This window comes from Serratia sp. 22278, assembly GCF_052045405.1.
GTDB classification, from domain to species: domain Bacteria; phylum Pseudomonadota; class Gammaproteobacteria; order Enterobacterales; family Enterobacteriaceae; genus Serratia; species Serratia marcescens.
Genome location: NZ_JBQEOW010000016.1, coordinates 53,832 through 66,582 on the forward strand (window position 1 = coordinate 53,832; position 12,751 = coordinate 66,582).

The 12,751-nt window shown below is 61.4% G+C and carries 10 protein-coding genes; 6 read left to right on the top strand and 4 right to left on the bottom strand.

Going from position 1 to position 12,751, the window contains the following annotated elements; genetic code table 11:
• Positions 1 to 61: 61 nt before the first annotated feature.
• Together lptG and lptF are read right to left on the bottom strand one after the other, a co-directional pair.
• On the bottom strand, positions 62 to 1,132 hold the full coding sequence (lptG, locus tag ACTJJ6_RS21540; RefSeq protein WP_004933350.1) for an LPS export ABC transporter permease LptG: 1,071 nt from the start codon (positions 1,130 to 1,132) through the stop codon (positions 62 to 64).
• Complete coding sequence (lptF, locus tag ACTJJ6_RS21545) at positions 1,132 to 2,226, bottom strand: LPS export ABC transporter permease LptF (RefSeq protein WP_016929274.1); 1,095 nt, start codon at positions 2,224 to 2,226, stop codon at positions 1,132 to 1,134. Before lptF ends, lptG begins: the two co-directional genes overlap by 1 nt.
• Before the next feature lie 282 nt (positions 2,227 to 2,508).
• Between lptF and pepA the strand changes: the two genes are divergently transcribed.
• From pepA to ACTJJ6_RS21570, 5 genes are all read left to right on the top strand, one after another.
• On the top strand, positions 2,509 to 4,020 hold the full coding sequence (pepA, locus tag ACTJJ6_RS21550) for a leucyl aminopeptidase (RefSeq protein ID WP_004933352.1): 1,512 nt from the start codon (positions 2,509 to 2,511) through the stop codon (positions 4,018 to 4,020).
• 231 nt (positions 4,021 to 4,251) lie between these two features.
• Entirely contained in the window at positions 4,252 to 4,701 is a 450-nt protein-coding gene (locus ACTJJ6_RS21555; protein WP_016929275.1) for a DNA polymerase III subunit chi, read from the top strand.
• A gap of 12 nt (positions 4,702 to 4,713) precedes the next feature.
• Positions 4,714 to 7,590: a valine--tRNA ligase gene (locus tag ACTJJ6_RS21560; protein WP_110146647.1), complete on the top strand. Its 2,877-nt coding sequence runs from the start codon at positions 4,714 to 4,716 to the stop codon at positions 7,588 to 7,590.
• A gap of 199 nt (positions 7,591 to 7,789) precedes the next feature.
• The gene (locus tag ACTJJ6_RS21565; protein ID WP_176063752.1) at positions 7,790 to 8,293 is read left to right on the top strand and encodes a GNAT family N-acetyltransferase; all 504 of its coding nucleotides are present in this window, start codon (positions 7,790 to 7,792) and stop codon (positions 8,291 to 8,293) included.
• Between the two features lie 227 nt (positions 8,294 to 8,520).
• The gene (locus ACTJJ6_RS21570; protein ID WP_016929278.1) at positions 8,521 to 10,128 is read left to right on the top strand and encodes a GMC family oxidoreductase; all 1,608 of its coding nucleotides are present in this window, start codon (positions 8,521 to 8,523) and stop codon (positions 10,126 to 10,128) included.
• A 15-nt stretch (positions 10,129 to 10,143) separates the two neighbouring features.
• Here ACTJJ6_RS21570 and miaE read toward each other — a convergent pair whose 3' ends face one another.
• Both miaE and rraB read right to left on the bottom strand, forming a co-directional pair.
• Complete coding sequence (gene miaE, locus ACTJJ6_RS21575; RefSeq protein WP_015376459.1) at positions 10,144 to 10,908, bottom strand: tRNA isopentenyl-2-thiomethyl-A-37 hydroxylase MiaE; 765 nt, start codon at positions 10,906 to 10,908, stop codon at positions 10,144 to 10,146.
• Positions 10,909 to 11,086: 178 nt separating this feature from the next.
• Complete coding sequence (gene rraB / locus ACTJJ6_RS21580) at positions 11,087 to 11,512, bottom strand: ribonuclease E inhibitor RraB (protein WP_004933365.1); 426 nt, start codon at positions 11,510 to 11,512, stop codon at positions 11,087 to 11,089.
• A 162-nt stretch (positions 11,513 to 11,674) separates the two neighbouring features.
• On the opposite strand from rraB, the gene argF reads away from it, so the two are divergent.
• Positions 11,675 to 12,694, top strand: a complete 1,020-nt coding sequence (argF, locus tag ACTJJ6_RS21585) for an ornithine carbamoyltransferase (RefSeq protein WP_115116296.1) — start codon at positions 11,675 to 11,677, stop codon at positions 12,692 to 12,694.
• Positions 12,695 to 12,751 lie beyond the last annotated feature (57 nt).

Below are 12,751 nucleotides of genomic sequence, written 5' to 3' on the forward strand. Positions count from 1 at the left end.
TCGCACCCACAAAAAAGGCGCGGCCCCGCGGCCACGCCTTTCTTCACTACCGCTTGCTCCGCTACTTGCGTTTGAGCAGCATATACACGCTGATCAGCAGGAACAGCATGCTCGGCAACAACGCGCCCAGCACCGGCGGCATGCTGTACACCAGGCTCAGCGGGCCGAAGATCTGATCCAGCACGTAGAACAGGAAGCCGAAGCTGATGCCGGTCACCACGCGGATGCCCATCGGCACGCTGCGCAGTGGGCCGAAGATGAACGACAGCGCCATCAGCATCATCACCGCCACCGACAGCGGCGAGAAGATTTTGCTCCACATGTTGAGCTGGTAACGGCTGGCTTCCTGGCCGCTCTGCTTCAGGTACTTCACGTAGTTGTGCAGCCCGCTGATGGAGAGCGAATCCGGATCCAGCGCCACCACGCCCAGCTTGTCCGGGGTCAGGTTGGTTTTCCATTCGCCGGTCAGCGTCTGGGTGCCGGTCACCTGTTTCGGGTTGGTCAGATCCGAGGTGTCCACCTGCGAAAGCTGCCACAGGCCGTTCTCGAAGCTGGCGGTGGCGGCATAGCGCACCGTCTCGAGGCGACGCTGATCGTTGAAGTGGTAGATGTTCACGCCGGAGAGTTCTTTATCGCCGGAGACGCGCTCGATGTAGATGAAGTCGTTGCCGTCCTTCGCCCACAGCCCGCTCTTGGTGGAGAGCAGCGAGCCGCCGTACATCTGCTGGGCGCGGTAGTTGCGCGCCATCTGCTCGCCCTGCGGCGCCACCCACTCGCCGATCGCCATGGTCAGCAGCACCAGCGGAATGGCGGTTTTCATCACCGAGCCGGCGATCTGCAGGCGGGTGAAGCCGGAAGCCTGCATCACCACCAGTTCGCTGCGCGTCGCCAGCTGGCCCAGGCCGAGCAGCGCGCCGAGCAGCGCCGCCATCGGGAAGAAGATCTCGATGTCTTTCGGCACGCTCAGCAGGGTGTACATGCCGGCGCTCAGCGCGGTGTATTCGCCCTGGCCGACCTTGCGCAGCTGATCGACGAACTTGATGATGCCGGACAGCGACACCAGCATGAACAGCGTCATGATGATGGTGTTGAAAATCGTTTTACCGATATACCGGTCTAATACGCCAAACATCAGGCCGCTCCTCTCAGGCGTGCGCGCAGCTTGCGCATCGGCACGGTATCCCACAGGTTCAGCGCCAGCGCGATCGCGAAGTAAACGCCGTTAACCAGCCACAGCCACAGCATCGGATCCAGCTTGCCCTTGCCGGCGTTGGAGCGCAGCGAGGTCTGCAGCAGGAAGAAGATCAGATACAGCAGGATGGCCGGCAGCATGCTCAGCACGCGGCCCTGGCGCGGGTTCACCACGCTGAGCGGCACCACCAGCAGCGCCATCAGCGCCACCGACACTACCAGCGTCAGGCGCCAGTGCAGCTCGGCGCGCGCATCCGGATCGTCGGATTCCCACAGCGTCTGCATCGACATCTGTTCGGATTCGGTGTTGTCCGCCGCCACGGTGCGGTGGCCAATCACCGCCTTGTAGTCGGTGAAGTCGGTAATGCGGAAATCGCGCAGCAGCGCGGTGCCTTCAAAACGGGTGCCCTTGTCGAGCGTCACCACCTGCGAGCCGTCTTTCTGCTGCACGATGTTGCCGTGCTCGGCCACCACCACCGACGGGCGTTGGTTGCCGTTCGGCCGCAGCTGCGCCAGGAACACGTCGTTGAAGGTGCTGCCCTTCACGTTGCCGATAAACAGCACCGCGTTGCCGTCTTGCGAGGGTTTGAACTGCCCTTCTGCCAGCCCGGCGATGCTCGGGTTGGCCTTGGCTTCGTTCACCACCACGTCCTGATAGCGCGAGGCCCAGGGGCCGGCCCAGAACACGTTCACCGCCGCGACCGCAGAGGTGAACAGCGCCAGGATCATGGCGGCGATAATCAGGGTGCGTTTGCCCAGCCCGCAGGCGTGCATGACGGTGATTTCGCTCTCGGTATACAACCGCCCAAGCGTCATCAGCAAGCCGAGAAACAGGCTCAAAGGCAGGATGAGCTGCGCCATCTTCGGCACGCCCAGAGCGAGCAGAGAGAGTACTAAGTTTGTCGGGATATTGCCGTCCACCGCGTCGCCCAACACCCTGACCAGGTTCTGACAAAAGAAGATCAGAAGCAGGATGAACAGGATGGCGATTTGGCTCTTGAGCGTTTCCCGTACCAGATATCTTATGATGATCACGCTTATTACGCCTGTGAAAACTTGTCTTTTTGCAGGAAAATCGATAATTTCATCGCTAATCCGCCATTTATTCTCATCATATGGCAACCTTCACAGCTAAAATAGTATTACAACATCAAGCCGTTTGGGTGTCCTATAGGAACTTGCTTATAGTCGCCAAAACAGAGCAATTTACGCCGTTCAGGTTAACATAATCCGTTAACTCAAATGGCGGGAGATCGTTACGGAGTCGGTTATTCTAGCCGTAGCGTCCGCCTTTGTCTTTAAGATTCAGGAGAGTGCATGGAGTTCAGTGTAAAAAGCGGTAGCCCGGAAAAACAGCGCAGTGCCTGTATTGTAGTCGGCGTTTTCGAACCGCGCCGCCTGTCCCCTATCGCAGAACAACTCGACAAAATCAGTGATGGTTATATCAGCGCATTGCTGCGCCGCGGCGAACTGGAAGGCAAGGTCGGGCAGACGCTGCTACTGCACCATGTGCCCAACATTCTCTCCGAGCGCATCCTGTTGATCGGCTGCGGCAAAGAGCGCGAGCTCGATGAGCGCCAATACAAGCAGGTGATCCAGAAAACCATCAATACCCTCAACGACACCGGCTCGATGGAAGCGGTCTGTTTCCTGACCGAGCTGCACGTGAAAGGCCGCAACACCTACTGGAAAGTGCGTCAGGCGGTGGAAACCGCCAAAGAGACGCTCTACACCTTCGATCAGCTGAAAAGCAACAAGGTGGAGCCGCGTCGTCCGCTGCGCAAAATGGTGTTCAACGTGCCGACCCGCCGTGAGCTCACCAGCGGCGAGCGCGCCATCCAGCACGGCCTGGCGGTGGCTTCCGGCATCAAGGCGGCCAAAGATCTCGGCAACATGCCGCCGAACATCTGTAACGCCGGCTACCTGGCCTCGCAGGCCCGTCAGCTGGCGGACGCCTTCAGCACCAACATCACCACCCGCGTCATCGGCGAACAGCAGATGAAAGAGCTGGGCATGAACGCCTATCTGGCGGTCGGCGCCGGTTCGCAGAACGAATCATTGATGTCGGTGATGGAATATAAGGGCAACCCAAATCCGGACGCTAAGCCGATCGTGCTGGTAGGCAAAGGGCTGACCTTCGACTCCGGCGGCATCTCGATCAAACCGGCCGACGGCATGGACGAGATGAAATACGACATGTGCGGCGCGGCGACCGTGTACGGCGTGATGCGCGTGGTGGCGGAGCTGAACCTGCCGCTGAACGTGATCGGCGTGCTGGCCGGCTGTGAAAACATGCCGGGCGGCCGGGCGTATCGTCCGGGCGACGTGCTGACCACCATGTCCGGCCAGACCGTCGAGGTGCTCAACACCGACGCCGAAGGCCGCCTGGTGCTGTGCGACACCCTGACCTACGTCGAGCGCTTTGAGCCGGAGCTGGTGATCGACATCGCCACCCTGACCGGCGCCTGCGTGATCGCCTTGGGCCACCACATCACCGGCCTGATGTCGAACCACAACCCGCTGGCGCACGAGCTGCTGGGCGCTTCCGAGCAGGCCGGCGACCGCGCCTGGCGCCTGCCGATGGCCGACGAGTACTACGAGCAGTTGGACTCCAACTTCGCCGACATGGCGAACATCGGTGGCCGCCCTGGCGGCGCCATCACCGCCGCCTGCTTCCTGTCGCGCTTCACCCGCAAGTACACCTGGGCGCACCTGGATATCGCCGGCACCGCCTGGCGCTCCGGTAAAGCCAAGGGCGCGACCGGCCGCCCGGTGGCGCTGCTGTCGCAGTTCTTGCTCAACCGTGCAGGCCTGAACGGCGACGATTAAATACCCTTCATCTTTCAAGCCGCAGCGTTGTTGGCCGCATTCGTTCACCCCAGTCACTGACTTGATGTCAGCTCCTGGGGATGAACGAACTTGCCGCCTAGCTGCAACTTGAAATCTATTGGGTATATAATCCTCTCAGCAGCGAAGGGGTAGAGTTATCTGCTCCGTTCCCAAAAAGGGCGCAACCTACATGTTGTGCCCTGTTTTTTTATCGGCAGCGGTGGATCCTTAATGAAACAGGCGACGTTTTATTTGCTCGACAACGCGGAACCGTCAGGCGCGCTCAGCGCCCATGAGGCCGTGGCCTGCGCCGTTGCCGCCGAACGCTGGCGTTCCGGCAAGCGGGTGCTGATCGCCTGCGAGAGCCAGGAGCAGGCCCAGCGGCTGGACGAAGCGCTGTGGCAGCGCGAGCCGCATGAATTCGTGCCGCACAACCTGGCCGGCGAAGGGCCGCACTACGGCGCGCCGGTGGAACTGTGCTGGCCCGGCAAGCGCGGCAACGCCCCGCGCGATCTGCTGATCGCCCTGCTGCCGCAGTTTGCCGACTTTGCTACCGCTTTCCATGAAGTGGTAGACTTCGTTCCTTACGAAGACACTCTGAAACAGTTGGCGCGCGACCGTTACAAGGCCTATCGCAGCGTCGGCTTCCATTTGACCACGGCTACGCCGCCAACTCACTGAATACGATAAAGAATGGAAAAGACAAACAGTCAGCTCGACACCGCATACGACCCAAAACAGATCGAACAGAAGCTGTACGATCACTGGGAGAGTCAGGGTTACTTCAAGCCGAACGGCGACACCAGCCAGGAAAGCTTCTGCATCATGATCCCGCCGCCGAACGTCACCGGCAGCCTGCACATGGGCCACGCGTTCCAGCAGACCATCATGGACACCATGATTCGCTATCAACGCATGCAGGGTAAAAACACCCTGTGGCAGGCGGGCACCGACCACGCCGGCATCGCCACCCAGATGGTGGTGGAGCGCAAGATCGCCGCAGAAGAAGGCAAAACCCGCCACGACTACGGCCGTGACGCGTTCATCGACAAGATCTGGCAGTGGAAGGCGGAATCCGGCGGCACCATCACCCGCCAGATGCGCCGTCTGGGCAACTCCGTGGACTGGGAGCGCGAGCGCTTCACCATGGACGAAGGTCTGTCGAACGCGGTGCGCGAAGTGTTTGTCCGTCTGCACAAAGAAGATCTGATCTACCGCGGCAAGCGCCTGGTGAACTGGGATCCGAAGCTGCGCACCGCCATCTCCGATCTGGAAGTGGAAAACCGCGAATCCAAAGGCTCGATGTGGCACCTGCGCTATCCGCTGGCCGACGGCGCGAAAACCGCCGAGGGCAAAGACTACCTGGTGGTCGCCACCACCCGTCCGGAAACCGTGCTGGGCGATACCGGCGTGGCGGTCAACCCGGAAGATCCGCGCTATAAAGACCTGATCGGCAAAGAGATCATTCTGCCGCTGGTCGGCCGCCGCATCCGCATCGTCGGCGACGAACACGCCGATATGGAAAAAGGCACCGGCTGCGTGAAGATCACCCCGGCGCACGATTTCAACGACTACGAAGTCGGCAAACGCCACGGCCTGCCGATGATCAACATTCTGACCTTCGACGGTGACATCCGTCAGGAAGCGGAAGTGTTCAACACCCTGGGCGAAGTCTGCACCGACTACTGCAGCGAGATCCCGGCCGAGTTCCGCGGCCTGGAGCGCTTCGCGGCGCGTAAAGCGGTGGTCGCCGCCTTCGAAAATCTGGGCCTGCTGGACGAGATCAAACCGCACGACCTGACGGTGCCTTACGGCGACCGCGGCGGCGTGGTGATCGAGCCGATGCTGACCGACCAATGGTACGTGCGCACCGCGCCGCTGGCCAAAGTGGCGGTGGAAGCGGTCGAACAGGGCCAAATCGAGTTCGTGCCGAAGCAGTACGAAAACATGTACTTCAGCTGGATGCGCGACATTCAGGACTGGTGCATCTCGCGTCAGCTGTGGTGGGGCCACCGCATCCCGGCCTGGTACGACGTGAACGGCAAAGTCTATGTGGGCCGCAGCGAAGAAGAAGTGCGCAGCGAGAACAACCTGGGCGCCGACGTGGCGCTGACCCAGGACGAAGACGTGCTGGACACCTGGTTCTCGTCCGGCCTGTGGACCTTCTCCACCCTGGGTTGGCCGGAGCAGACCGAGGCGCTGAAAACCTTCCACCCGACCAGCGTGATGGTCAGCGGCTTCGACATCATCTTCTTCTGGATCGCGCGCATGATCATGCTGACCATGCACTTCATCAAGGATGAAAACGGCAAGCCGCAGGTGCCGTTCAAGACCGTCTACATGACCGGTCTTATCCGCGACGACGAAGGCCAGAAGATGTCCAAGTCGAAAGGCAACGTGATCGACCCGCTGGACATGGTCGACGGCATCTCGCTGGAAGACCTGCTGGAAAAACGCACCGGCAATATGATGCAGCCGCAGCTGGCGGAGAAAATCCGCAAGCGCACCGAGAAGCAGTTCCCGAACGGCATCGAGCCGCACGGCACCGACGCCCTGCGCTTCACCCTGGCGGCGCTGGCCTCGACCGGCCGCGACATCAACTGGGACATGAAGCGCCTGGAAGGCTACCGCAACTTCTGTAACAAGCTGTGGAACGCCAGCCGCTTCGTGCTGATGAACACCGAAGCGCACGACTGCGGCTTCAACGGCGGCGAGAAAGTGCTGTCGCTGGCGGATCGCTGGATCCTGGCCGAATTCAACCGCACGGTGAAAGCCTACCGTGAAGCGCTGGATACCTACCGCTTCGATCTGGCGGCCAACATCCTGTACGAATTCACCTGGAACCAGTTCTGCGACTGGTATCTGGAGCTGACCAAGCCTGTGGTGAGCAACGGCAGCGAAGCGGAACAGCGCGGCACCCGCCACACGCTGATCACCGTGCTGGAAGCGCTGCTGCGCCTGGCGCACCCGATCATTCCGTTCATCACCGAAACCATCTGGCAGCGCGTGAAGCCGCTGACCGGCACGGCCGCTGACACCATCATGCTGCAGCCGTTCCCGGCCTACGACGCCGCGCTGGAAGACGAGCAGGCGCTGAACGATCTGGAGTGGATCAAGCAAACCATCATCGCCGTGCGCAACATCCGCGCCGAGATGAACATCGCGCCAAGCAAAGCGCTCGACGTGCTGCTGCGCAACTGCAGCGCCGATGCCCAGCGCCGCGTGCAGGAGAACCAAAGCTTTATCGCCCGCCTGGCGCGCCTGGGATCCATCGCGCTGCTGCCGGCCGGTGAGAAAGGCCCGGTCTCCGTCACCAAGCTGGTGGACGGCGCCGAGCTGCTGATCCCGATGGCCGGTTTCATCGACAAGGACGCCGAGATCGCGCGTCTGGCCAAAGAGATGGGCAAACTGGATGCGGAAATCGCTTCGATCGAAGGCAAGCTGGCGAACGAAGGCTTCGTGGCGCGCGCGCCGGAAGCGGTGGTCGCCAAAGAACGCGATCGCCTGGCGGCCTGCAAAGAAGGCAAAGTGAAGCTGCAGGAACAGCAGGCGACCATCGCCGCGCTGTAATCCACCGGCTCACGCCAACGCCTGAAAACAGCGGGGTCTTCCCCGCTGTTTTTTTATCGCCGTTGCATCCGGGCCGGGTTAGATGTTATTACAAGATATTACTGCTGCAGGGACGCCGCCGGGAAATAACCCCCGGCGCGTTTCGCGCTGCGATAAAAACGAAAAACGAACGTGGTCTCTTTCAATGGCGAGTGTAAACATGACAACAGCAACCCCGGCGCGCCTGCTGGTGCGCCCCATCACGGCGGAAGACAATGCCGCCATTGCTCACGTCATTCGCGAAGTCTCCGCCGAGCACGGCCTGACGGCGGATAAAGGCTATACCGTCTCCGATCCCAACCTGGATGCCCTGTATCAGCTCTATAGCCTGCCGCGCAGCGCTTACTGGGTGATCGAGGTGGACGGCCAAGTCGCCGGCGGCGGCGGCGTCGCGCCGCTGCAGGGCGGCGCAGACGATATTTGCGAATTGCAGAAGATGTATTTCCTGCCGGTGTTGCGCGGCAAGGGATTGGCGAAACGCCTGGCGCTGCAGGCGCTGGATTTCGCCCGCCAGCACGGCTTCCGCTGTTGTTATCTCGAAACCACCGCCAGCCTGACGCAGGCCGTCGCGCTGTACGAACACCTGGGCTTTGAACACATCGACCACGCGATGGGCGCCACCGGCCATGTCGATTGCGAAGTCACCATGCTGAAAACGCTGTAATCCTCCCCTGCCTCTTCATCAGGGCGCAGCTTGCTGCGCCTTTTTTATTAATATCGCAATCAATCAGTAAAACTCGCTATAACGCCGTTTTTCAAGCAGATAAACTGACGTTTAAAACCACGATGTAAATTTAATGTGAAGTTCGTTAATAAATTAACGATCGCAAATTGACCGCTTTTTCCCCCGCGTTACTCTGCCAGTATCCCAATCGCGCACGGAGAGCTGTCATGTCGGAAAATACCTTTGATTACATTATCGTCGGCGCCGGTTCCGCCGGCTGCGTGCTGGCGGCGCAGCTGATCCGCCGCACCCAGGCGCGGGTGCTGCTGCTGGAAGCCGGCGGCGACGACAATAACCTGTTTATCAAGATGCCGGCCGGGGTGGCCAAAATCATCGCCAAAAAGAGCTGGCCTTATGAGACGGAACCGGAACCGCACGCCAATAACCGCCGCATGCAGATCGCGCAGGGCAAGGTGCTGGGCGGCAGCAGTTCGGTCAACGGCATGATCTACCTGCGCGGCCAGCCGCAGGACTACGACGACTGGGCCGAACGCTACGGCTGCGCCGGCTGGAGCTACCGCGAGGTGCTGCCCTACTTCAAGCGCGCCGAGGCCAACGAAAGCCTGTCGGACGACTACCACGGCGCCGACGGGCTGCTGCCGGTCAGCGAAAACCGCTATCGCCACCCGCTCAGCATGGCGTTTATCCGCGCCGGCCAGGAGCTGAACCTGCCCTATCGCAACGACTTCAACGGCGACAGCCAGCACGGCGTCGGTTTCTACCAAACCACCACCCACAACGGCGAACGCGCCAGCACCGCCCGCACCTACCTGAAGGCGGTGCGCGACGAACGGCGGCTGGTGGTGAAACTGAACGCCCTGGCGCATCGGCTGACCTTCGAGGGCAACGTCGCCACCGGCGTGGTCTACAGCCAGAACGGCGGCGCCGAAGTGACCGCGCGCGCCACCAAAGAGGTGATCGTCAGCGCCGGCGCGGTCGGTTCGCCGAAGCTGCTGATGCTGTCCGGCATCGGCCCGCGCGACCACCTGCAGCAGCTGGGCATCGAGGTGCGGGCGGATCTGCCGGTGGGCAAAAACTTCCACGACCATCTGCATATGTCGATCAACGTCAGCACCCGCGAGCCGATCAGCCTGTTCGGCGCCGATCGCGGCCTGCAGGCGCTGAGCCACGGCGCGCAGTGGCTGGCGTTTCGCAGTGGGGTGCTCTCATCCAACGTGCTGGAAGGCGCCGCCTTCACCGACAGCCAGGGCGACGGCCGGCCGGACGTGCAGATCCACTTTCTGCCGCTGCTGGACAGCTGGGACGACGTGCCCGGCGAGCCGCTGCCGAACATTCACGGCTTCACGCTCAAGGTCGGCTACCTGCAGCCGAAGGCGCGCGGCGAAGTGCAGCTGCGCAGCAGCAACCCGCGCGACCCGGTCAAGCTGCACGCCAACTACCTCGGCCACCCGGACGATCTGGCCGGCAGCGTGCGCGCGGTGAAGTTCGGCCTGGATTTCCTGCAAACCGCGGCGCTGAAGCCGCTGATCAAAGATCTGCTGATGCCGCAGCCGGAGTGGACGCGCGATGAAGCGCAGCTGGAAGAATTCGTGCGCAACTTCTGCAAGACGGTGTATCACCCGGTGGGCAGTTGCCGCATGGGGCCGTCGCCACAGGACGCGGTGACCGATCCGCAGCTGCGGGTGCACGGTTTTGAACGGCTGCGGGTGATCGACTGCTCGGTGATGCCGCAGCTCACCAGCGGCAACACCAATGCGCCGACCATCATGCTGGCGGAAAAGGCGGTAGATTTGTTGCTGGGCGCGCCGCAGTAAGGGCGCGCCTCAACGTCAGGCGGCGGCGGGCACGCCGCTGTGGAAGCGCAGCTCGCTGTCCGGCGACAGGATCAGCTCAGCTTCGAGGCGGCCGAAATGCGCCACCCGTTCGCTGATGTCGCCGCCGGCGATCTGCTCGGCCAATGTCAGGTAGTCCTGGTAATGCCGCGCTTCGGATCGCAGCAGCGAAACGTAAAAGCGGTTCAACTCGTCGTCCAGGTGCGGCGCCAGCTTGGCGAAGCGTTCGCAGGATCGCGCTTCGATGTAGGCGCCGCAGATCAGTTTATCGATCAGCGTCGCCGGATCGTGGGTGCGGATCTCGCGGATCATGCCCTTGGCGTAGCGGCTGGCGGTGATCTTGCGATACGGGATCCCGCGCGCCTGCATGATCTCCAGCACCTGCGAGAAGTGATGCAGCTCTTCCTTGATCAACAGCACCATGCGATCCGCCAGATCCTGGCCGTAGGCCGAGCCGTTTTTCGGCAGGATCTTGCGGGTGAACTGGCCCTGGCGGAACAGCGTGTCCGGCGCGCCCTGCGCCTCGTGCAGAAACGCCTCGTAGGGCCGCAGCAGCGCCAACAGCGCGTCGCCGCTCTCTTTGTCCGCCACATAGCGGCGGATCAGCCACATGCCGGTCTGCGCGGCCTTCAGCTCGCACACCAGGTGGTCGGTCAGCAACAGCTGCAGGTTTTCCGGACGGCGCGCGGCGTCGATCCAGGCGTCGGGAGTTTCACAGTGCAGGAAGCTTAAAATCGGGGCTAACAGGGATTGGTATGTCATCGGCTTCATTGCCCTATGTATTTCAAGTTGCAGCTAGGCGGCCAGCTCACTCATCCCCAGGAGCTTACTCAGGTAAGTGACTGGGGTGAGAGAGTGCAGCCAACAACGCTGCAGCTTGAAAGACGACGGGGATATCAGGGGCCGACGAGAGCCGGCCCATGTGAATAAGCGGGGTTAATTAGTGGCGTTTGCCGTCGTCGTCTTCGTCGATGTAGTCGCCGTCTTCGTCATCCTCACCGTCTTCACCGTTCGGATCTTCGAAGTAGGTGCCCCAGCCGTCGTAGTTGACGCCGCAGCGTTCCGCCAGCGCCACCAGCTGCTCGACCTGGGCGTCGATCAGTTCGGCGTTCAGGCCGACTTCGCTGATCACGTCGCAGCACATCACCAGCGAACCGTCTTCCACTTCCAGCTCTTCGGCGTCGGTCACTTCGTAGCCCAACTTGAAGGCTTCAACGGCGGCCTGCTCCAGAACCTCAAATTTCTCGGCGGACAGATGGTGCTCGATGGTGTAGAGCGCGTCCGGATCGCTGCCGTCTTCCAGCAGTTCTTCGATGATCAGGCGGGTCTCTTCACGTTGTTCTTCCAGCAATTCGCGGTTTGCCATGCCTATATCCTCAAGTCAAATGGCCTTCATTCCTTCTATTTTCACACACCGCCGACATTGCTTCCACGATAAACGTGAAAGATTTCCTCGCCGGGGTTGAAATTGAATATTCATACATATAAAGTGAATTTTAATTCAATTAAACAATCAGGGAATCGGACTATGAGCACCGGCAATGCGTTCTACCAACGTCACTTTCTGAGGTTAATGGATTTCACCCCCGCCGAACTGCAGGCGCTACTGAAGCTGGCGGCCGATCTGAAGCAGGCCAAAAAGCAGGGGCGGGAACAGCGCCGGCTGCAGGGCAAAAACATTGCGCTCATCTTCGAAAAAGACTCGACCCGCACGCGATGCTCTTTCGAAGTTGCCGCATTCGATCAGGGCGCGCAGGTGACCTATCTCGGCCCAAGCGGCAGCCAGATCGGCCATAAAGAGTCGATGAAAGACACCGCCCGGGTGCTGGGCCGCCTGTACGACGGCATTCAGTATCGCGGCTACGGCCAGGCGCTGGTGGAAACCCTGGCGGAACACGCCGGCGTGCCGGTGTGGAACGGCCTGACCGACGAGTTCCACCCTACCCAATTGCTGGCGGATCTGCTCACCGTGCAGGAACACCTGCCGGGCAAGGCGCTGAGTGAAGTGAAGCTGGCGTACGTCGGCGACGCGCGTAACAACATGGGCAACACGCTGCTGGAAGCCGCCGCGCTGGCGGGCATGGATCTGCGGCTGGTGGCGCCGAAGGCCTGCTGGCCGCAGCCGGAGCTGGTGGCCGAATGCCAGGCGCTGGCGCAGCAAACCGGCGCGAAACTCACCCTGACCGAAGACATCGCCGAAGGGGTGCAAGACGCCGACTTCCTCTACACCGACGTGTGGGTGTCGATGGGCGAACCGAAAGAAACCTGGCAAGAGCGTATCGCGCTGCTGCGGCCGTATCAGGTCAACATGGCGATGCTGAAACTGACCGGCAACCCGAACGTGAAGTTCCTGCACTGCCTGCCGGCGTTCCACGACGACCAAACCACGCTCGGTAAGCAGATGGCGCAACAGTACGATCTGCACGGCGGCATGGAAGTGACCGACGAGGTGTTCGAGTCGGCGCACAGCGTGGTGTTCGATCAGGCGGAAAACCGGCTGCATACCATCAAGGCGGTGCTGGTCGCCACGCTGAGCGAAACCCTCTGACAATCCTCCTCCTCCGCCCTGGCGCCCCCGGCCAGGGCGGCTAATATATTCCAGGAA